This window comes from Streptomyces sp. R21 (assembly GCF_041051975.1).
GTDB lineage: Bacteria > Actinomycetota > Actinomycetes > Streptomycetales > Streptomycetaceae > Streptomyces.
The window spans coordinates 7,078,572-7,101,586 of record NZ_CP163435.1; the positions used below are offsets into that span (position 1 = coordinate 7,078,572).

General features: G+C 74.0%; 6 protein-coding genes. 5 read left to right on the plus strand and 1 reads right to left on the minus strand.

The features are described from left to right. Window positions 1-2 precede the first annotated feature (2 nt). Together AB5J56_RS31505 and AB5J56_RS31510 are read left to right on the plus strand one after the other, a co-directional pair. The gene (locus AB5J56_RS31505) at window positions 3-1,136 is read left to right on the plus strand and encodes an acyl-CoA dehydrogenase family protein (protein WP_369237446.1); all 1,134 of its coding nucleotides are present in this window, start codon (window positions 3-5) and stop codon (window positions 1,134-1,136) included. Window positions 1,137-1,149: 13 nt separating this feature from the next. After that, a complete protein-coding gene (locus tag AB5J56_RS31510; protein WP_369237448.1) occupies window positions 1,150-1,839 on the plus strand; it encodes a 4'-phosphopantetheinyl transferase in 690 nt (229 codons plus the stop codon). Window positions 1,840-1,863: 24 nt separating this feature from the next. On the opposite strand, the gene AB5J56_RS31515 is transcribed toward AB5J56_RS31510, so the two are convergent. Next, window positions 1,864-3,486 carry an AMP-binding protein gene (locus AB5J56_RS31515; protein ID WP_369237450.1) on the minus strand — a complete coding sequence of 541 codons (1,623 nt, stop codon included), beginning with the start codon at window positions 3,484-3,486 and terminating at the stop codon, window positions 1,864-1,866. Window positions 3,487-3,853: 367 nt separating this feature from the next. Here AB5J56_RS31515 and AB5J56_RS31520 point away from each other — a divergent pair, with 367 nt between their 5' ends. The 3 genes from AB5J56_RS31520 to AB5J56_RS31530 are packed head-to-tail and all read left to right on the plus strand — an operon-like array spanning window position 3,854 to window position 23,003. Further along, complete coding sequence (locus tag AB5J56_RS31520) at window positions 3,854-10,228, plus strand: amino acid adenylation domain-containing protein (RefSeq protein ID WP_369237452.1); 6,375 nt, start codon at window positions 3,854-3,856, stop codon at window positions 10,226-10,228. After that, a complete protein-coding gene (locus tag AB5J56_RS31525; RefSeq protein WP_369237454.1) occupies window positions 10,225-16,668 on the plus strand; it encodes an amino acid adenylation domain-containing protein in 6,444 nt (2,147 codons plus the stop codon). Before AB5J56_RS31520 ends, AB5J56_RS31525 begins: the two co-directional genes overlap by 4 nt. After that, the gene (locus AB5J56_RS31530) at window positions 16,665-23,003 is read left to right on the plus strand and encodes an amino acid adenylation domain-containing protein (RefSeq protein ID WP_369237456.1); all 6,339 of its coding nucleotides are present in this window, start codon (window positions 16,665-16,667) and stop codon (window positions 23,001-23,003) included. Before AB5J56_RS31525 ends, AB5J56_RS31530 begins: the two co-directional genes overlap by 4 nt. Window positions 23,004-23,015: the final 12 nt, after the last annotated feature.

A 23,015-nucleotide genomic window follows, 5' to 3' on the forward strand; every position in this document is an offset into this window, starting at 1 on the left:
GGATGACCGCGATGGACCTGCCGACCCGGACCGGGACGACGGGCCGCACCGCCGCGTCGGTCATGGACCGCGTACGGGCGTACGCCTCGACCCTTCCGGCGCGCGCGCCGGAGATCGAGCGGCTGGGCCGGATTCCCGGTGACGTCCTCGACGGCCTCAAGGCCACCGGGCTGCTGCGCGCCGCCCTGCCGGCGGCGGGGGGCGGTGTCGAGATGACCGTGCCGGAGGTCACCCGGGCCGTCGAGCTGCTGGCGGAGGGGGACGCCTCGGTCGCCTGGTGCGCGGCCGTCGCGCTGAACGCCGCACTGGCCGTGGTGTCGCTGCCCGCGGAGGTGTCCGCCGAGCTGTTCCCGGACCCGGACCTGATCACCGTGACGGTGCTGCCGCCGGCCGGGCGGGCGGTCCGGAGCGGCGGCGGCTACCTCCTGTCGGGCCGTTGGACGTACGGCAGCGGGATCACCCACGCCGACCGAGTGCTGGCCGGGTTCCGGACCCCGGAGGGCGCCCCGAGGATCGCCGTCTTCGACGCCGTACACGCGCGGGTTCTCGACACCTGGCAGACCACCGGGCTGCGCGGCACCGGCTCCCACGACTTCGAGGTCGCCGATCTGTTCGTGCCGGAACGGCACACGTTCGCGCCTGTGCGGTCCGGCACCCGGCAGGAGCCGCTCCATCTGCGCGCCGACAACCTCGCCCTCAAGATGGCGGGCGTGCCGCTGGGCATCGCCAGGTCCGCGCTGAACTCCGCCAGGGAGATCCTCGCCGACAGGCGTTCCGCACTGCCCAGGCCGGCTGCCCCGGCCGACCTCGCGCACGCCGAGTCGCTGATCGGCGCGGCGGCCGCCTACGTGTACGCCACGCTGGAGGACGCCTGGGCCGCACAGGCGGCGGGCCTCGCACCCGAACGCGGCACGGCCGCGCTGGCCCGCCAGTTCGCGCACCGGGCCTGCCGGGAGGCGGTCCAACTCCTGTACGACGCCGTGGGGTCGGCCGCGGTCTACACCGAACGCACCCCGCTGGACCGGTGCCTGCGTGACGTGATCACCGCGGGCCGCCACGTCGCGTCCTCTGAGAAGATCCTCGACGGGGTCGGTGACCTGCGGCTCGGCGGCGAACCGGCCTCGCCCCACCTGTGAGAGGACGGAACCGGTGATCGATGAGCTGCTCCCCGACTCGGTGGTGGCCGTGGAGGCCTACGGCGACGACGAGACCGACCGGGCCCCGCTCCACCCCGAGGAGGAGGAGGTCGTGGCGCGGGCGGTGGACAAGCGCCGCCGCGAGTTCTCCGCGGTGCGCGCCTGTGCTCGTCGCGCCATGGCGAAGCTCGGTGTGCCGCCGGTTGCCGTGCTGCCCGGCGAACGCGGTGCCCCGCAATGGCCCCAGGGCCTGATCGGCAGCATGACCCACTGCGACGGCTACCGCGCCGCAGCCCTGGCCCGCGCCGCCGACCTGGCCTCCCTGGGCATCGACGCCGAACCCCACGGCCCACTCCCGGACGGCGTCCTGCCCTCCGTCTCGCTGCCCGTCGAACGCGAGCGCCTGACGCTGCTGAGCGCCCGGCAGCCCGCGGTTCACTGGGACCGGCTGCTGTACAGCGCGAAGGAGTCCGTCTACAAGGCCTGGTTTCCGCTGACCGGCACGTGGCTGGACTTCGGGGAGGCGGACATAGAGATCCACGTGTCGCCCGGATCGGCGTCGCATGGCCGGTTCCGCGCCGAACTCCTCGTTCCCGGACCGGTCGTGGGTGGGCGCCGCCTCGGACACTTCGAGGGACGGTGGACGGTCGGCCGGGGTCTGGTCGCCACCGCGGTGACGATTCCGCACGTCCGGTCGCAGTGAGCCCGGCCGCATCCGCCCGCGTGGCTACAGAGCCACAGTGTCGCCGGACAGGGTGCCCTCGCACAGGGCGGTCCACATGACGCGGCGGCGGGGCTTGCCGCTGGAGGTGACGGCGATACCGCCGCGGGACACGGTGAGGGCCGTCAGCTCCGTGTCCGTGAGGGACTCCCGCAGGACGGCGCCGGCGATCTCGTACCACTCGGGCTTGGCGGCCTCCAGCACCACGGCCGCCGTCGGTACGCCGTCGCGGATGCCGAGGAGGACGGCCACCCGGCGCTCGGGGATGCCACGCTCGACGAGCTGCGCCTCCAGGCTCTCGGCGAAGACCATCCGGCCGTGCACCTTCAGCCCGTCACCGAGGCGGCCGACGACGAAGAGCTGCCCGTCGTGCAGGAAGCCCGCGTCGCCCGTGCGCAGGGTGCCGTCGCCGATGCTCGTGCCCGAGGCGGAGCCCGGGTCGCCGACATAACTGGTCGCGACCGAGGTGCCGGTGACGACGATCTCGCCGACCGTGCCGTCCGCGACCGGCCGCTCGTCGTCGTCCACGACGGTGACCGACACGCCCTCCAGAGGGCGCCCGCAGCCCACGATCCGTCCGCCCGCAGCGGCCGCCGCACCGCCGTGCTCCGGCGACAGGGCCGTCCAGCCCTCGCCGAGGGGGAGCCCGGTGACGGCGAGGGTCGCCTCCGCGCCGCCGTACGCGGGCAGCAGGGCCCGGCGGTCGAAGCCGTACGGGGAGAGCAGTTCGTCGAACTTCTCCAGGACCGTCGGGTCGATACGCTCCGCGCCCAGGATGATCGAGCGCAGCGAGTCGAAGCGCAGTCCTTCGAGGTCCTGCGGCTTGATCCGGCGCAGGATGTAGGCGAGGCCGAAGTTGGGCATCGCGGCCAGTCCCACGCGCTGCTCGCTGATGCAGCGCAGATAGCGCAGCGGGGAGCGGATGAAGTCCTCCGGCTGAAGCATCCAGCCGTCGCACCCGGTGGTGACGATGTTGATGAGGCAGCCGATGAGGCCCATGTCGTGGTGGACCGGGAGCCACGCGATGCCCGGCTGGTCGGGTGACCAGTCGAGCCAGCGCCGCATGGCCGTCACATTGGCGCGCAGCGCGTCGCCCGTGACCTGGACGCCGCGGGAGAAACCGCTGGAGCCCGAGGTGAACTGCAGCAGCGCGAACTCCGCTGCCGGGAACGGCTGTTGGGCCGGTGCGACGCCCGCGACGAACTCCTCGAAGAGCACGGGCTCGGGAAGCCCGAGGTTCGCCGTGATCTTGCGGACCTTCTCGATGGAGTCTTCATCGCACAGCGTCACGGCCGGCCGCGCCGTGGCGAACAGGTGCGTGGCGTGCTTCTCGTAGTCGTCGGCACGCTGGAAGGCGAACGGCGGGGCGATCGAGCAGGCGGTGCCGCCCGCGGCGATCGCGCCGAACCAGCCGGCCGCGAAGCCGGGGCTCGACCGCTGGACGACGGCGACCACCTCACCGCGTTGCAGGCCGTGCGCGTGCAGTGCGGCCGCGGTGCGCAGCGTCAGCTCGGCGAGGGCCGCGTACGACCAGAATTCCCAGCTGTCGCCGGCGGCGGCGAAGCGCAGCCCGCGGTCGGCGGACGGCTGCTCCAGCCACTCGAGAAGGGCCTTGTCCGGGGCGTTCAACGTGATCTCTCCTCGCGTACGGCCGCGGGACCTCGGCTGGTCCGGCGGAGGGCCGGGCAGCGGCTCCGAGCCTGTCCGGCGGGGATCCGTCGAGCCGGTCCGGTGGGCGGATCGCGCTCACCGGACCGGTTTCGCGGGCGGTGCCGTTGCGGGGGTTCAGCGGTACCGCCGGGCATCTCGACGCCCCGATCATGCCGACCTTCCGGGTGCCTGATCCAGGCAAGGACCCGGCAATCCCGCCGGGCGGCGCCGGGCCGACCAGCAACGCCGATTGCCGGTCCCCTTCCTGGTCCGCGCCGGTACCCGCCGGACAGCATCGATACGCCGGAGACACAGGTGAGTCGGTCGGGAAGGCGGTCGGAGTCGGATGAGTTCGCATGGCGCGGAGGGCACGGAGCTCTCGCTGACCACTGCCCAGCACGGAGTGTGGTTCGCCCAGCGGTTCAACCCCGCGGCCACCGCGTTCAACTCGGGGCACTACCTCGACATCCACGGTCCGGTGGACGCGGACGTCCTGCGCGAGGCGATCCGGCGGGCGGAGGCCGAGTGCGGCAGCTACGCCGTCCGTTTCGCCGAGACGCCCGAGGGGCCCGTCCAGCGGATCACCGGGGCCGGGACCCCGCCGCTGGAGGACATCGACCTCACCGGTGACACCGACCCGTTCGAGGCGGCCCTCGCCTGGATGAACCGCGACCGCGGCACGCCCCTCGACCTGACGCGGGACACCCTCTCCCGGGACGCGCTGCTGAAGCTCGGCGACGAACGGTTCCTCTGGTACCGCCGCTGCCACCACATCCTCACCGACGGGTTCGGCGGCGTCCTGTTCACCCGCAGGGTCGCCGAGATCTACGCGGCCGCCGTCCGGGGGGAGCCCGCCGCGGGCACCCCGCTCGGCTCGCTGCGCACGCTGATCGACGACGAGGCGGCGTATCGCCGCTCGGAGCAGTACACACGTGACCGCGCCCACTGGACCGGGCAATTCGCGGGCCACCGCGAGCCCGTGAGCCTCTCCGAGAAGCCGGTGGACCGGGCGACGGAGGGCGCCGTCTCCCGCACGGTCGCGCTGACCGAGGCCGACATGGCCGCGCTGCGGACCACGGGGCGGACGGCCCGCACGCCCTGGACCGTCCCGGTGATCGCCGCCGTGGCCACGTACCTCCACGGGATGACCGGCGTACGCGACATCGCCATCGGTGTACCGGTGACCGCACGGCGCGGCCCCGACACGCAGTCCGTTCCCGGCATGCTCGCCAACCAGCTCCCGCTGCGCGTCACCGTCGACCCGGCGGCGACCCGCACCGAGCTGCTGACGCAGGTGTCGCGTCGGCTCGGCGACCTCCTGGTGCACCAGTGCTACCCGTACGAGGAACTGCGCCGCGAGCTGGATCTCGTCCGCGAGGACGGGCACCTCTTCGGGATCGTCGTCAACGTCCTGCCCACCCGCGGAGACCTCCGCCTCGGCGGGCACCCGACCTTCCCGCACCCGCTGCCCGGCGGCACCGTCCTCGACCTCAACATCAGCGTCCGCCGGGGGCCCGGCGGCGAGATCCTGCTGGTCGACTTCGAGGCCAACCCCGACCGCTACAGCCAGGCCGACGTCGACGCCCACCAGCGGCGCTTCGTCGACCACCTGCGCGCCTTCACGGCCGCGGACGCCGAACTGCCCCTCGGCAGGATCGAGTTGACCTCCCGCGACGAGCGGACACGGCTGCTGCACGAGTGGAACGACACCGGCCGGCAGCTCCCGGCGGCCACCCTGCCCGAACTCTTCGAGGCCCAGGCCCAGAAGACGCCGTACGCCGACGCCGTGCACCACGCGGGCACGACGCTCGGATACGCCGAGCTGAACGCGCGGGCCAACCGGCTGGCGCGGGCGCTGATCGAACGGGGCGCGGGCCCCGGCCGTTTCGTCGCCGTCGCCATGCCGCGCCGCGTCGAAGCCGTCGTCGCCTTCCTCGCCGTACTGAAGGCGGGCGCCGCCTATCTGCCCATCGACATCGGCTATCCGGCCGACCGCATCGCGCATGTCCTGCGGGACGCCCGCCCGGCGCTGGTGCTGACCGCGGCCGGGAGCGCGTCCGGACTGCCGGCCGGCACCGGGGCCGAACTCCTCGCCGTGGAGGGCCTGCACCTCCCGGACGAGACCGCCGACGTCACCGACGCCGAGCGCAGCCGGCCGCTGCGTCCCGAGGATGCCGCGTACGCCATCTACACCTCGGGTTCCACCGGGGTTCCCAAGGGTGTCGTGGTGCCGCACTCCGGTGTGCCGAGTCTGCTGGCGAGCCAGCGGGAGGTGCTGGGGCTGCGGGAGCACGAGCGCGTGCTGCTGTTCGCGTCGCCCGGCTTCGACGCCTCCGTCTGGGAGCTGTGCACCGCGCTGATGACCGGCGGCTGCGTGGTGGTCGCCGACCAGGAGCGGTTGCTGCCGGGCTCCGCACTGGCCGGTCTGGTGGCGGAGGCGGGCGTGACCTGCCTGCTGCTCGCGCCGTCGGCCCTCGCGGTCATGCCGGAGGACGGGCTCCCCGAGGGCGTCACCCTGGTGGTCGGCGCGGAGGCGTGCGCCCCCGACCTCGTCGAACGCTGGTCGGCCGGGCGCACGATGGTCAACGCCTACGGGCCCACCGAGTCCACCGTCATCGCGACGATGAGCGAGCCGCTCGCCGGCCGCACGGTGCCGCCCATGGGCCGCCCCGTCGTCAACTCCCGCATCCTGCTGCTCGACGACGCGCTGCGCCCGGTGCCGGTGGGCGTACCCGGTGAGCTGTACATCGCGGGTGCCGGCCTTGCCCGTGGCTATGTGAACCGCCCCGATCTCACCGCCGAGCGCTTCGTCGCGGACCCCTTCGGCCCGCCTGGCGCACGCATGTACCGCTCGGGCGACCTCGCCCGCCGCAGCGCCGACGGCGACCTGGAGTACCTCGGCCGCTCCGACCAGCAGGTCAAGCTCCGCGGCTTCCGCATCGAGCTGGGCGAGGTCGAGGCGGCCCTCACCGACCAGCCGTCGGTCGCCCAGGCCACCGTGCTGGTCCGCGAGGACACACCGGGAGTGCGGCGACTGGTGGGCTACGCCGTGCCGGTCGCCGGGAGCGGGTTCGACCCCGCGGCCCTGCGGTCGGCGCTCGCGGCCACCCTGCCCGACTACATGGTGCCCGCCGTGATCGTCGAGCTGGCGGAGCTGCCCCGCACCCCGAGCGGAAAGCTGGACAGGGGCGCACTGCCCGAGCCGGTGATCGCCGGCGCGGCAGGAGGCCGGGCGCCGCGCACGGAACGCGAGACGGTGCTGTGTGCGCTGATCGCGGAGGTGCTGGGGGCCGGGGAGGTCGGGATCGACGACAACTTCTTCGACCTGGGCGGCGACTCGATCACCGCGATCCGGCTCGCGACACGTGCGGCCGAGGCCGGACTCGCCCTCACACCGCAGGACATCTTCTCCGGCCGTACCGCGCACGCGCTGGCCGAGGCCGCCGAGGAGCTGGCGGCGCCGGTGGCGACGCCCGCGCGCGCCGCCGTGCCGACGCCGGCCCCGGAGGAACTGGAGCGGCTGCACTCCCGGTGGGGCGAGGACGGCATCGAGACGGTGCTGCCGCTGACACCGCTGCAGGAAGGCATGCTGTTCCACGCCCTGTTCACCGAGGGCGGCGCCGACGCGTACAACGTCCAGAAGAGCTTCGGCCTGCGCGGCGCACTCGACCCTGTGGCGCTGCGCGCGGCAGGCGAGGCGCTGCTGCGCCGGCACGCCGGGCTGCGCGCCGGGTTCGACCAGACCGCCTCCGGCCGGCCGGTGCAGATCGTGCCCCGGACCTCGGAGCTGCCCTGGACCGAGGTGGACCTGAGCGGCTGCGGCACCGGCGAGCAGCGGGAGCGCACCGCGCGGCTGCTCGCCGAGGACAAGCGCCGCCGGTTCGACATGGCGCGCCCGCCGCTGCTGCGCCTCACCCTGATCCGCAACGCCCCTGACCGGCACACCCTCGTCCTGACGAGTCATCACATCCTGTTCGACGGCTGGTCGTTGCCGCTGATCCTGCGGGACCTGTTCGCGCTGTACCGGGCGGCCGGTGACGGTGACGGCGGCAACGGCGCGCTGCCCGGCGTCGTGCCGTTCGAGAACTACCTGGAGTGGCTCGCCGCCCAGGACCGGGACGTCGCCGAGGACGTGTGGCGTACCGCGCTCGCCGGCCTGGAGCAGCCCACCCTGGTCGCACCGGACACGGCACGGGCGCCCGAGGAGGCGCTTCCCGGGCTGGCCGTCGCGGAGCTGTCGGCGGATCTCACCGCACGGCTGACCGCCGAGGCCCGAGCCCGTGAACTGACCCTCAACACGGTGGTGCAGGGCGCCTGGGCGCTGCTGCTCGGCGGTCTCACGGGCCGCCGGGACGTGGTGTTCGGGGCGACGGTCTCCGGCCGGCCGCCGCTGCTGCCCGGCGTCGCGGAGATCGTGGGCCTGCTGATGAACACGGTGCCCGTACGCGTCCGCACCCGCCCCGGCGAGCCGCTGTCCGCACTGCTCACCCGCCTCCAGGCGGAACAGGCCGCGCTCGGCCCGCACCAGTACCTGGGCCTCGCCGAGGTGCAGCGGCTCGCGGGACTCGGCGAACTCTTCGACACCACCACGGTCTTCGAGAACGCCCCGATCGACCGCGAGGCCATCAAGCGCACCGCGGGCGGTCTGCGCATCAGCCAGACGGACGCCGACCAGACCGGGGCCACGCACTACCCGCTCAGCCTCATTGTGGTGCCCGGACCCCGGCTGCGCCTCGAATTCACGTACCGCACCGACGTGTTCGACTCCCGCGGGATCCGCCGGATCGCCGACCGCCTCCGGCGCCTGTTCGAGACGTTCGTGGCGGCTCCGGAGACCCCCGTCGGGCGCATCGAGCAGCTCACCCCGGCCGAGCACGCCCAGGCCGTCGAGGAGTGGAACGACACCGCCCGCCCCTACCCCGCGACCACCCTGCCCGAACTCTTCGCACAGCAGGTCCGCAGCACCCCGCAGGCGACGGCCGTCGTGCACGGCGACCGGTCGCTCACCTACGCCGAACTCGACCGCGAGGCGGGAAAGCTGGCGGGCGTGCTGGCCGCCAAGGGCGCGGGGCCCGGCCAGGTCGTGGGGGTCTGCCTGCCGCGCTCCGTCGAACTGCTCGTCACCCTGCACGCCGTGCACCGGGCGGGCGCCGCCTATCTGCCGGTCGACCCCGACTACCCCGAGGACCGGGTCCGGCACATGCTGGAGGACGCCGACCCCGTCTTCCTGATCGACACGGACACCTACCGGGCGCTGGCCGACACCGCAGCGCACGCCGACCCCGTCCCGAACGCCCCGGGCCTGCACCCGCTGCACCCGGCCTACGTCATCCACACCTCCGGCTCCACCGGCCGCCCCAAGGGCATCGTCGTGGCGCACGAAGGCGTCGCCAACTACCTGCGCTGGAAGCAGGACCGCTTCCCGCTCGGCGCGGGCGACCGCGTCCTGCAGCGCACGTCGATGAGCTTCGACCCGTCGGTGTGGGAGATCTTCTGGCCGCTGACCGTCGGTGCCACCGTGGTGATCGCGGACCCCGAGACACAGCACGGGCCCGGCTACATCGCCTCCCTCGTCCGGCGCGAGGGGATCACCGTCGCCCAGTTCGTGCCCTCCACCCTGGAACTCTTCCTCCAGGAACCCGGAGCGCGCGACTGCCGGTCCCTGCGGACGGTGTTCTGCGGCGGAGAGGCCCTCACCGCCGGACTCGTCGACCGCTTCCACGACGCCCTCGACGCCGAGCTGCACAACCTGTACGGCCCGACCGAGGTCTCGGTCTACACGACGAGCCGGCGCACCCGCCCCGGCGGCACCGCGTCCGTCCCGGTCGGCCTGCCCGGCTCCAACCTGCGGGTCTACGTCCTCGACGACGGCCTGTTGCCGGTGGCCCCCGGCGTCGAGGGCGAGGTGTACATCGCGGGCACGGGCGTGACCCGCGGGTACGTCAACCGCCCCGCCCTGACCGCCGAGCGGTTCGTGCCGGACCCCTACGGCCCCCGCGGAACCCGGATGTACCGCACCGGCGACCTCGCCGCACGCCGCCCGGACGGCGAACTGGAGTACCGGGGCCGCGTCGACCACCAGGTGAAGGTGCGCGGGCACCGCATCGAACTCGGCGAGATCGAGACCGTGCTGAGCCAGGACCCCGCCGTGCGGCGCGCGGCCCTGGTCATCCGCGAGGACCAGCCCGGGATGCCGCGCATCGTCGCCTACACGGTGCCCGAGCCCGGCGCCACCGTCGATCAGGCGGCGCTGCGCGACCGGGTGGCCGCCGCGCTGCCCGACTACATGGTCCCGGCCGCCTTCGTCGAGCTGGACCGGCTCCCGCTGTCGCCCAACGGGAAGCTGGACCGCCGGTCCCTGCCCGCGCCCGAGTTCACGGGCGCCGAGGACGGCCGGGCACCCAGGAACGCGCGTGAGGAACTGCTGTGCGCCCTCTTCGCCGAGCTGCTCGGTGTCGGGCGGGTCGGCATCGACGACAGCTTCTTCGACCTCGGCGGCGACTCGATCGTCTCCACCCGCCTCGCGGGCCGCGCCCGCTCGGCCGGTCTCGCCATGACGCCGCGCGACGTGTTCACCCACCGCACGGTCGCGGCCCTGGCCGAGGCCGTCCAGGACGTCATCCCCGGCTCGCCGGGCCAGGCACCGCCGCGGAGGCCACTGGTCTCCCTCGAACAGGACGAACTCGATGAGCTTGAAGCACAACTGGGGGACGTGAAGTGAAGCAGAGATCACTGGAAGCCGTACTGCCGTTGTCCCCGCTCCAGCAGGGCATGCTCTTCCACGCCCTGTACGACGGCGAAGGCGTGGACTTCTACAACATGCAGGCGCCCTTCGAGCTGACGGGCGACCTGGACGCGGCGGCCCTGCGCAAGGCGTGCGCGGCCGTCCTCGACCGGCACTCCAGTCTGCGCGCGGGCTTTCTCCAGCGGCGCTCCGGCGAGGCCGTGCAGGCAGTAGCCGCCAAGGTGGAACTGCCCTGGGCCGAGGCCGACCTCAGCGCCTTCGGCGAGCGGGAGCAGCGAGCCCGGCTCGCCCGGCTGCTCGCCGAGGACCGGGAGCGCCGCTTCGACATGCGCCGGCCCCCGCTGGTCCGCTTCACCCTGGTGCGGCTCGCCCCCGAACGTCACGTCCTGGTGGTGACGAATCATCACATCCTGGTCGACGGCTGGTCGTTGCCCATCGTGATCCGCGATGTGTTCCGCAGCTACGCCCGCGGCGGCGACGCCTCGGGACTGGAGCCCGTGGCCCCGTTCAGCGACTACCTGGGCTGGCTCCAGGAGCAGGACCGGCAGGAGGCCGAACGGGCCTGGCGGGGCGCGCTGGCGGGAGTGGCGCAGCCCGCGCTCGTCGCGCCCGGCGCGGGCTCCGGCAGCGAGGCGGGCCGCCAGCAGCGGGTGAGCGCCGAGCTTCCGGAGGACTTCACGGCCGAGCTGACCGCCGCCGCGCGCGGTCGCGGGCTCACCGTCAACACCCTGGTGCAGGGCGCCTGGGCGCTGCTCGTCGGGCTGCTCACCGGCCTCGACGACGTCGTCTTCGGGGCCACCGTGGCCGGTCGGCCGCCGGAGGTCGAGGGCGTCGAGGGCATGGTGGGCCTGCTCATCAACACCGTGCCCGTACGGGTGCGTCTCGACCCCGACACCGCCGTCGGCACCCTGCTGGAAGGGCTCCAGGACCAGCAGGCCGCGCTCAGCGGCTACCACTACCTCGGGCTCGCCGACATCCACCGTGCCGTCGGCGTGAGCGAACTCTTCGACACCACCGTCGCGTTCGAGAACTATCCGCTCGACCCCGCCATGGCCCGCGACGGCCTGCCCGGCCTGCGGATCGCGCTGGCACAGGAGAGCGTCGACGACACCCCCGAGGGCACGCACTACCCGCTGAGCCTCGCGGTGTACCCGGGCGAGCGGCTGCGCCTCGAACTCAACCACCGCCTGGACCTGTTCACCGACGACGAGGCGCGGGACATCCTCGCCCGGTTCCGGCATCTGCTCGAGAAGGTCGTCACCGAGCCGGGCACCCCGGTCGGACGGATCGGCCTGCTCACCCCGGCCGAACTCGACCAGGCCCTGCGGACATGGAACGACACCGCGGCGCCCTACCCCGCGACGACGCTGCCCGCCCTCTTCGAGGACCGCGCGCGCCGGGGCCCCGAGGCGACCGCGGTGGTGTGCGGCGACACCCGGCTCAGCTTCGGCGAGGCCAACGCACGCGCCAACCGCATCGCCCGCGCACTGGTCGCGCGAGGGCTCGGCCCCGACGACCTGGTGGCGCTGGCACTGCCCCGCACCGCCGACACCGTCGTGGCGATCCTCGCGATCCTCAAGTCCGGGGCGGCGTACGTGCCGGTCGACCCGGAGTACCCTGCCGATCGCATCGACTTCTTGTTCCAGGAGGCACGACCCGCCCTGGTCCTGACGGACCCGGAGTCGGCGCAGGGCCTGCCGGCCGGCGGCCCGGCGCGACTGCTCCTGGGGGAGGCGCTCACGGGAGCCGGCACGGGTGACGACGCCGACCTCACCGACGCCGACCGCGTACGCCCGCTGCTGCCCGCCCATCTCGCGTACGTGATCTACACCTCGGGCTCGACGGGACGGCCCAAGGGCGTCGCGGTGGAGCACCGCAGCCTCGCCAACATGTTCCACAGCCACCACACCCACTTCTTCGCTCCGGAGACCGCGGCGGCGGACGGCCGGCCCTCCCGGGTGGCGCTCACCAACGCGCTGGTCTTCGACGCCTCGTGGAGCCAGCTGCTGTGGATGGTCGCCGGCCATGAACTGCACCTGGTCGACGACGAGGTCCGCAAGGATCCGCGGGCGCTCGCCGAGTACGTGGCCCAGCACCGGGTCGACGTGCTCGACACGACGCCCAGCTTCTTCCTGCAACTGCGCTCCGCCGGGCTCCTGGAGGGCGACGGCCACCGGCCGCGGACCCTGGCGCTCGGCGGCGAGGCGGTCGGCGAGGCACTCTGGGCCGAACTCCGGGCAACCCCCGGCCTGTCGACGTACAACCTCTACGGTCCGGCCGAGTGCACGGTCGACGCCATGCTGTGCCGGGTCCGCGACGCGGCGGCGCCGACCATCGGACGCCCCGCCGACAACATCCGGCTGTACCTGCTCGACGAGCGCATGCGCCCGGTCCCGGTAGGCGTCGAGGGCGAGCTCTACCTGGCCGGCGCCGGCCTCGCCCGCGGCTATCTGGGCCGCAGCGACCTGACGGCGGAGCGCTTCGTCGCCGACCCGTTCGGCGCCCCGGGCACCCGGATGTACCGCACCGGAGACCTCGGCCGCCGCCTCGCGGACGGCACCGTGACCTTCGCCGGACGCTCCGACGACCAGGTCAAGGTGCGCGGGTTCCGCATCGAACTCGGCGAGATCGAGTCCGTGCTCGCCGGGCACGACACGGTGGACCAGGTCTGCGTGGTCGTCCGCGAGGACCGGCCGGGCGTACGACGGCTGGTCGCGTACGCCGTGGCGGCGGCGGGGCGGACGGTTGATGCCGCACAGCTGCGGGCACACACCGCGGCGGCGCTGCCCGACTACATGGTCCCGGCCGCCGTCGTGGCCCTGCCCGCCCTGCCGCTCACCCACAACGGCAAGCTGGACCGGGCGGCGCTGCCCGCCCCCGAGTTCACCACCGGCGCCGCGAGCAGGCCGCCGCGCACCGAGCGCGAACGTGTGCTGTGCGGCCTGTACACCGAGGCGCTGGGTGCCGAGACCGTCGGCATCGACGACAGCTTCTTCGACCTCGGCGGCGACTCCATCACCTCCATGCAGCTGGCTGCCCGGGCCCGCGAGGCGGGGCTGCTGATCACACCGAAGGACGTGTTCACCCACCGGACCGTCGCCGCGCTCGCCGAGGCGGCACGGGAGCTGCCGTCCGAGTCCGTCGCCGACGCGCGCTCCTACGACGGACCGCTGGTCACCCTGGACCGGCACGAGCGCGCCGAACTCGAGCTGCTCTCCCCGGACTTCACCGACGTACTGCCCCTGACGCCGCTTCAGGAGGGCATGCACTTCCACGCGGTGCTCGCCGAGGACGGCGTGGACGTCTACAACACGCAGCGGCCCCTGGAACTGGAGGGGGAGCTGGCGCCGGCCGTGCTGCGCGCCGCCTGCGAGGCCCTGATCGCCCGGCACCCCAACCTGCGCGCGGCGTTCCTGCGCCTGCAGTCCGGGCGCCCCGTCCAGGTCGTGCCCGAGAGCGTCGCCCTGCCCTGGCAGGACGTCGACCTGCGCGGACTGGACGCCGACGAGCAGCGCGAGCGCGTCGCCGCGCTGATGGCCGAGGACCGGGTCCGCCGGTTCGACATGGCGCGCCCGCCGCTGCTGCGCGTGACCCTCGTGCACCTCGCCGAGAACCGCCACCTCTTTCTGCTGACGCATCATCACATCCTGTTGGACGGCTGGTCGTTGCCGCTGTTCTTCCGCGATCTGTTCGCGATGTACGCACGCGGCGGCGACGGATCCGCACTGCCCGCCCCGGCGCCCTTCCGGGACTACCTCGGCTGGCTGGGCGACCAGGACCGCGAGGCCGCCGAGCAGGTCTGGCGCGATGCCATGGCGGGCCTCGACGAGCCGACGCTCGTCGCGCCCGGCGCGGACGCGGCGGTCGCGCAGGTCCCCGAACTCGTCGCGCACCGCCTCGACGAGCCCGCCACGGCGGCCCTGACCGCACGCGCCCGCTCGCTGGGACTGACCCTCAACACCGTGCTCCAGGGCGCCTGGGCACTCGTCCTCGGCCGGCACACCGGGCGCCACGACGTGGTGTTCGGCGCCACGGTCGCGGGCCGCCCCGCTCAGCTGCCGGGGGCCGGGGAGATGGTCGGCCTGCTGATGAACACCAACGCCGTACGCGTCCGGCTCGACCCGGCCCGGCCGCTGGGCGACGAACTCCGGCGCCTGCAGGAGCGGCAGGCGGCGCTCGGCGACCACCAGCACGTGCCGCTCGCCGACGTCCAGCGCTGGACCGGGATCGGTGAACTCTTCGACACCGTCGTCGGGTTCGAGAACACCCCCGTCGACCGGACGCAGGTCCGCCGGCAGGTTCCCGGGCTGCGCATCGCCGTCGACGACACGGCCGCGCCCGGCGCCACGCACTACCCGCTGAGCCTCGTGGTGGTGCCCGGCGAGCGCACGAGCCTCGAACTCAACTACCGCGGCGACCTGTTCGACCGGGCCGGCGCGCAGGCGCTGCTCGACCGGCTGCGCAGGGTCCTCGACGCGTTCGCCGCCGACCCGGCGACCCCGGTCGGCCGGATCGACCTGCTCGCCCCCGAGGAGCGCGTACGCATCCTCCAGGAGTGGAACGCGACCGGCCGGGAGCTGCCCGCGACGACGGTGCCGCAGCTGTTCGAGGCGCAGGTCCGCCGTGCACCCGGGGCGCCGGCGGTCGTCCTCGGCGAGCACACCCTGACGTACGCCGAACTCAACGCCCGCGCCAACAGGTTGGCCCGCCTCCTGCTGGCCCGCGGCGCCGGGAACGAGACCCGTGTCGCGATCGCCGTGCCGCGCTCCCCGGAGGCGGCCGTGGCGACCATGGCCGTACTCAAGACCGGTTCCGCCTATCTGCCCATCGACACGGCGTACCCGAAGGACCGCATCGCCTACATGCTCCAGGACTCCCGGCCCGTTCTCGTGCTGGCGACGCGGGAGACCGCCACCGCCCTGCCCGAGGTGCCGGGTACCGAGGTGCTCCTGGTCGACGGCGAGGACATGGCCGGGGCCGACGCCGGGGATCTCACCGACGCCGACCGGCCGGGTCCGCTGCGGCCCGCGTCGGCCGCGTACGTGATCTACACCTCCGGCTCCACCGGCCGGCCCAAGGGCGTCGTCGTCACCCACGCCGGTGTCGCGAGCATGGTGGCCACCCAGGAGGACCGGATCGGCGCGGGCCCGGGCGGCCGCGTGCTGCTGTTCGCCTCGCCCAGCTTCGACGCGTCCGTCTGGGAGCTGTGCACCGCCCTGCTCACGGGCTCCTGCGCCGTCACCGCGCCCGCCGACCGGCTGCTGCCCGGGCCCGAGCTGGCCCGCACGGTCGCCGAGCACCGGGTGAGCTGCCTGCTGCTGCCGCCCTCGTCGCTGGCCGTGATGCCCGAGGGCGGGCTGCCGCCCGGCGTGACCCTGGTCGTCGGCGGTGAGGCGTGCGCGCCGGAACTCGTCGAACGCTGGTCCGCGGACCGCCGGATGGTCAACGCCTACGGGCCGACCGAGTCCACCGTCATGGCGACGATGAGCCGCCCGCTGGCGGGCCGCGAGGCCCCGCCGATGGGCGCGCCCGTGGTGAACACCCACGTGTACCTCCTGGACGACGGGCTGCAGCCCGTGCCCGCCGGAGTCCCCGGCGAGCTGTACATCGCGGGCGCCGGACTGGCCCGCGGCTATCTGGGCCGCCCCGACCTGACGGCGGAGCGCTTCGTCGCCGACCCGTTCGGTGCCCCGGGCACCCGGATGTACCGCTCGGGCGACCTCGCGCGGTGGCGGGCCGACGGCGAGCTGGAGTACCTCGGCCGCGTCGACCACCAGGTCAAGGTGCGCGGCTTCCGTATCGAACTCGGCGAGATCGAGTCCGTGCTCGCCGGTCACGGAGCCGTCGGCCAGGTGGTCGTCCACGTCCGGGAGGACCAGCCCGGCGTCAAACGGCTCGTGGCGTACGTCATCGCCGCACCGGACGCCGCCGTGGACCCCGTCGCACTGCGCGCCCACGTGGCCGCCGCCCTGCCCGAGTACATGGTCCCCGCCGCCTTCGTCGCCCTCGACGCCCTGCCGGTCACCCCGAGCGGCAAGCTCGACCGCGGTGCCCTGCCCGCGCCCGAGTTCGGCGGCGGCGCCGAGAGCCGGGAGCCGCGCACCGAGCTGGAGAAGTCGCTCTGCGACCTGTTCGCCGAGGTGCTGCCCGTGGAGAGCGTGGGCATCGACGACAGCTTCTTCGACCTCGGCGGTGACTCGATCATGTCCATCCAACTGGTCACCCGCGCCCGGAAGATCGGGCTCGGCGTCACCCCGAGGGACGTCTTCACGCACAAGACGGTCGCCGAACTGGCCACGGCCGTCACCGATCTGGCCGCCGGACCGCCCGAGCCCACCGTGCTCGCCGATCCGCTGGTGTCCCTGGACCAGGACGAACTCGACGAGTTCGTGGCGGGATGGGAGAACCCGAAGTGACCCAGCAGACCTCGCACGACGGCCGGGGGACCCTGGAAGGGGTCTACCCGCTGACCCCGCTCCAGGAGGGCATGCTCTTCCACGCCCTCTACGACACGGACGGCGTGGACGTCTACAACGTCCAGACCGCCGTGGAACTGAACGGCGACCTCGACCCGGCACGCCTCAGGTCGGCCTGCCGGCACGTGCTGCGGCGGCACGCGGTGCTGCGTACGGCTTTCCAGCAGCGCAAGTCCGGACAGCCCGTCCAACTCGTGGCCCGTGACGTCGCCGTGCCCTGGCAGTTCACCGACCTCAGCACCCTGGAACCGGCCGAGCAGCGGACCCGGCTCGCCCGGGCGCTCGCCGAGGACCGGGCCCGCCGCTTCGACATGGCCCTGCCGCCGCTGGTGCGGTTCGCCCTGGTGCGGACGGCACCCGACCGGCACATCCTCGTGATGACCCACCATCACATCCTGCTGGACGGCTGGTCGGTGCCCCTCGTCCTCGGCGACCTCTTCGAGACCTACGCGAGAGGCGGCGACGACGCGGCTGCCGCGGCACTGCGTCCCGCGGTGCCGTTCCGCGACTACCTCGGCTGGCTGGCCGGACAGGACCGCGCCGCCGCGGAGGACGCCTGGCGGACGGCCCTGTCCGGCTTCGAGGAACCGACGCTGGTCGCCCCCGGCGCGGATGCCGCGGGGGGCCGCGCGATGCCGCGCGTCGTGGTCGTCGACCTGCCCGAGGACGTGACCGCCCGCCTCACCGCGACGGCCCGCCGCCACGGCCTGACCGCCAACACCGTCGTGCAGGGCGCCTGGGCGCTGCTGCTCGGACTGCTCACCGGCCGGCGCGACGTCGTCTTCGGCTCCACCGTCTCCGGCCGGCCCCCGCAGCTCGCCGGCGTCGAGGACATGGTCGGTCTGCTGATCAACACGGTGCCGGTACGCGTACGCCTCGACCCGGAGCGCCCGCTGGCCGAACTGCTCAGCGGCCTCCAGGACGAGCAGACCGCCCTCACTCCCTACCACTACCTGGGGCTCGCGGACGTTCAGCGACTGGCCGGGACGGGCGAACTCTTCGACACCTCCGTCGCCTTCGAGAACGCTCCCGCGTCGGCGGACGCCTCCGCCGAGGGCGTCCCCGGGCTGCGCATCGGTCTCGCGGACCTGTCCCACCCCGGTGACGAGGCGACCGGCTCCAACCACTACCCGCTGAGCCTTGTCGCCACCCCCGGCGCCCGGCTGCGACTGCACGTCAACTACCGGGCCGACGTCTACGAGCACTCCCGCGCCCAGGACATGGCCGCCCGACTGCGGCACCTGCTGGAGGTCTTCGCCGACGCCCCCGGCACACCGCTGGGCCGGATCGGCTGGCTCACTCCCGGCGAACGCGAGCTGCCCGCCCGCTGGAACGACACCGCCCACCCGGTGCCAGCGACCACGCTGCCCGAGCTCTTCGAGGCACAGGCGGCCCGCACCCCCGGCGCGAGCGCCGCGGTCTGCGGCGACGAGAAGCTGAGCTACGCCGAACTGAACGCCCGCGCCAACCGGCTGGCCAGGCTGCTGGTGGAGCGCGGGGTGGGTCCGGAGAGCCGCGTCGCGGTGACGCTGCCGCGCTCCCTCGACCTCATCGTGACCCTGCTCGCCGTCCTCAAGGCCGGCGGCGCCTACCTGCCCTTCGAACCGGGCGTGCCCGCCGACCGGGTGGCGTTCATGAGCGCGGAGGCGGCTCCGGTCACCACGGTGACGCGCTCCGACGTACGCCCGGCCGCCGCCCACGGGGCACCGGCCGTGCTGCTCGACGACGACGCGATCCGGGTACGCCTCGCCGCCCTGTCCGACGCCGACCTCACCCCCGCCGAGCGGAGCGCGCCGCTGTGCCCCGCCCACCCGGCGTACGTGCTCTACACATCGGGCTCGACCGGCCGGCCCAAGGGCGTCGCCGTCCCGCACGAGGCGATCACCAACCGGCTGCACTGGATGCAGGCGCAGTACGGGCTCACCCACGACGACCGGGTGCTGCAGAAGACACCGGCCGGCTTCGACGTGTCGGTGTGGGAGTTCTTCTGGCCGCTGATCACCGGCGCGGCCCTGGTCCTGGCCCGCCCCGACGGCCACCGCGACCCCGCCTACCTGGCCGAGACGATCCGCGCGCACGCCATCACCACCGTGCACTTCGTACCGTCGATGCTCCAGGCGTTCACCGACGAACCCACCGCCGCCGGATGCACCGGCCTGCGCCGGGTGATCTGCAGCGGGGAGGCGCTCCCGGTCGAACTCGCCGGACGGCTGCGGGCCCTGCTGCCGGACGCCGGGCTGCACAACCTGTACGGGCCCACCGAGGCGGCCGTCGACGTGACGCACTGGCCGGCCGTCCACGAACCGGGCGCCACCTCCGTGCCGATCGGCCGGCCCGTGTGGAACACCGGCATCCATGTGCTGGACGCCGAACTGCGACCGGTGCCCGCGGGCGTCGGCGGTGAGCTGTACATCGCCGGGGTCCAGCTGGCGCGCGGCTACCTCAACCGGCCCGCACTGACCGCGGAACGGTTCGTGGCCGACCCGTTCGGCCCGCCCGGCAGCCGCATCTACCGCACCGGCGACCTCGCCCGCCGACGCCCCGACGGCGTGGTCGAGTACCTGGGCCGCTCCGACCACCAGGTCAAGATCCGCGGGCAGCGCATCGAACTCGGCGAGATCGAGGCGGCCCTGGACGCCCAGCCCGGCGTCGCGCAGTCGGCCGTCCTCGCCCGGGAGGACCGGCCCGGCAACCTCCGCCTCGCGGCCTACGTGGTCGCGGAGACCGGCCACCTGCCCGACCCGGACGCCCTGAGAGCAGCCGTCGCCGCGACCCTGCCCGACTACATGGTCCCCCCCGACCTGCTGGTGCTGCCCGTCTTCCCGCTCACCCCGAACGGCAAGCTGGACCGCCGGGCGCTGCCCCGGCCGCAGCAGCGCACCCCGGCCACCGGGCGGGAGCCGCGCGGCGAGCGCGAGGTGACCCTGTGCGGCCTGTTCGCGCAGGTGCTCGGGCTGGAACAGGTCGGCGCCGACGACAGCTTCTTCGACCTCGGCGGCGACTCGATCATCTCCATCCAGCTCGTCGCCCGTGCCCGCAGGGCGGGGCTCGTGCTCACCCCGAAGGACGTCTTCACCCACCGCAGTCCCGCCGCCCTCGCGAGGGTCGCCCGCAGCGAGGAGGGCGCCGTCACCGAGAGCGCCGACGCGGGCATCGGCGCCCTGCCGCTCACCCCGATCGTCCACTGGCTGCGCGAGCACGGCGGCCCCGCCGACGCGTTCCACCAGTCCGTGCTGCTGCGGGTCCCGGCGGGCCTCGACCCGGACGCGCTCACCGGCGCGCTCCAGGCCGTCCTCGACCGCCACGACGCGCTGCGCATGCGCCTGTCGGTGCGCACGACGGACGGCGAGTGGTCCCTGGTCGTACGCCGCCCCGGAACCGTACGGGCCGCCGACCTGCTCTCCCGGGCGGACGTCCGCGGTCTGGACGGCACCGCCCTGCGCGAGGCGGTACGGGACCGGTCCGCGCGGGCCGCCGCCCAACTCGCCCCGAGCACCGGGTCGATGGCGCGGGCCGTGTGGTTCGACGCCGGAGCGGACCGCCCCGGGCGACTGCTCCTGACCGTGCACCACCTCGCGGTGGACGGTGTGTCCTGGCGTGTGCTGCTCCCGGACCTCAAGGCCGCGTGGCAGGACCTGGTGCGCGGCACCGACCCCGCGCTCGCCCCCGTCCCCACCTCGCTGCGGACCTGGGCGGGGCGGCTGTCGGAGGCGGCCCGCGACCCCCGCCGCACCGCCGAACTGCCGCTGTGGCAGGGGATGCTGGAGGCCGGCGACCCACCGCTGAGCGACGCGCCCCTGGATCCGGCCCGCGACACCCACGCCACCTCGGCCTCCCTCACCGTGCGGCTGCCGGCCGAGGTCACCGAGAGCCTGCTGACGACGGTTCCCGCCGCGTTCCGGGCCGGCGTCGACGACGTCCTGCTCACCGCACTGGCCCTGGCCGTCGGGGCCTTCCGGCGCGAACAGCAGCTCGGCGAGGACACCGGTGTCCTGGTCGACCTGGAGGGCCACGGCCGCGAGGACGTCGTCCCGGGCCTCGACACCTCGCGCACGGCCGGCTGGTTCACGAACCTCTACCCCGTGCGGATCGACCCCGCCGTCACCGACTGGGACGAGGTGCGCGCCGCCGGGCCCGCACTCGGCCGGGCCCTGAAGAGGGTCAAGGAGCAGCTGCGAGCGCTGCCCGACCACGGTATCGGCTACGGCATGCTGCGCCACCTCAACCCGGACACCGGCCCGGAACTCGCCCGGTACGCGCCGCCGCAGATCGGCTTCAACTACCTGGGCCGCATGTCGGGTTCGGGGAACGCGGACTGGGGCCTCGCGGCGGAACAGGGCGCCGTTGTGCCCGGCGCACCGGGCGCCATGCCGCTGTGGCACACCCTCGATGTCAACTCCGTGACCGAGGACCGCGAGGACGGGCCGCATCTGACGGCGACCTGGACCTGGGCGGGTGAACTGCTCTCCGAGGACGACGTACGGGGCATCGCCGACGCCTGGTCCGCCGCACTGCACGCCCTCGTCGCGCATACTGCCGGGCAGGGAGCCGGCGGCCTCACGCCCAGCGACGTACCGGTGGAGATCTCGCAGGCCGAGCTGGAGGGCCTCGAGGAGCGTTACGCGGGCTCGGCGGTGGCCGACGTCCTGCCGCTGTCACCGTTCCAGGAGGGCCTGCTCTTCCACGCCCGCTACTACCCCGGTGGAGTGGACGTCCACAACGTGCAGCTCGTCCTGGAGCTCACCGGCGAACTCGACCGGGACACGCTGCGCTCCGTGTGCCAGGCGCTCGTCGACCGGCACCCCGCGCTGCGGGCCGGGTTCGCCCGGAGCGACTCGGGACGCCCGTTGCAGGTGGTCCAGCGGACGGCGCCGATCCTGTGGCAGGAGGCCGACCTCACCAGCGTCGGCACGGAGGGCCCGCACGCGGCCCTGAACCGGCTGCTGAACGACGACCGCCGCCGCCGGTTCGACCCCGAGCACCCGCCGCTCGTCCGGTTCACCCTGGTCCGGATGGCCGACGACCGGCACACGCTGGTCTTCACCCACCACCACATCCTGGCCGACGGCTGGTCGGCCTCCGTCCTCCTGCGGGACCTCGCCGCGCTCTCCGCGCTCCGGGGCGACGCCAGGGGGCTCGCGCCCGCCGTGTCGTACCGCGACTACCTCGGCTGGCTGGCGGAACAGGACCCGGCCGCCGCGCAGCACGCCTGGAACGAGGCCCTCGACGGGGTGAAGGAGCCGACGCTGATCGCTCCGGACGTCGACATCGCGTACGTGCCGGAACTGCCCGAGCGCGTGGTGCTGGAACTGCCCGCCGACCTCACCGCGGCCCTGACGGCGACCGCACGCCGGCAGGAGGTCACCCTCAACACCCTGGTGCAGGCGGTGTGGGGCGTGCTGGTCGGCGGGCTCACCGGACGCACCGACGTGGTGTTCGGTGCCACGGTCTCCGTACGGCCCCCGGAGCTGGCGGGCGTCGAGGACATGGTCGGCCCGCTGATCAACACGGTGCCCGTACGGCTGCGGTGGGACGCCGAGGAAACGGTGGAGGAGCTCGTCGCCCGGCACCAGGAGGAGCAGACCCGCCTCGAAGGCAGCCGGCACCTGGGGCTCTCCGACATACAGCGGCCCGTCGGAGTGGGCTGCCTGTTCGACACCTCCGTCGTCTTCGAGAACTACCCGTCGGCCCAGGCACTCCCCGCCCTGCCCGGCAGCGCCGCCCGCGTCACCGGGTTCAGCGGACGGGACGCCTACCACTACCCGTTGAAGCTGATGGCGGTCCCCGGCGAACGCCTCTACCTGGAGCTGAGCCACCGGCCCGACCTCGTCACAGCGGAACAGGCGGAGACGGTCGCGCAGCAGCTCCTCGGCCTGCTGGAGGCGGCGGCCACCCGGCCCCGGACACCCGTCGGCGAGGCCACCGCGGGCATCGGGCGGCTCGTCGCGGCACCCACCGCGGAGCCGCGCCGGGAGCGGGCGCCCGCCGCACCCGGCATCCGCGAGACCCCGCGCGCCCCGGCCCCCAGGACGCCCGAGGAGGCGCTGCTGTGCGACCTGTTCGCCGACGTGCTCGGCGTCGCGGCCGTCGGCCCGCGCGACGGCTTCTTCGAGCTGGGCGGCGACTCCCTGACGGCGCTGCGGCTGACCGGCCGGATCAGCGCCCGGATGGGTCAAGAGCTCTGTGTCCGTGAGGTGTTCACGCACACCACGGTCGCGGAATTGGCGGACCACATGGCCGGGACCCTGCTCGGCCGGACCGCCTCTCAGCAGTGACCGCGGCCCCGG

What these genes read in the sequence shown, in the direction of transcription:
- AB5J56_RS31520 (WP_369237452.1), top strand. Translation starts at nt 3,854, where the DNA reads ATGAGTTCGCATGGCGCGGAGGGCACGGAGCTCTCGCTGACCACTGCC.
- AB5J56_RS31505 (WP_369237446.1), top strand. Translation starts at nt 3, where the DNA reads ATGACCGCGATGGACCTGCCGACCCGGACCGGGACGACGGGCCGCACC.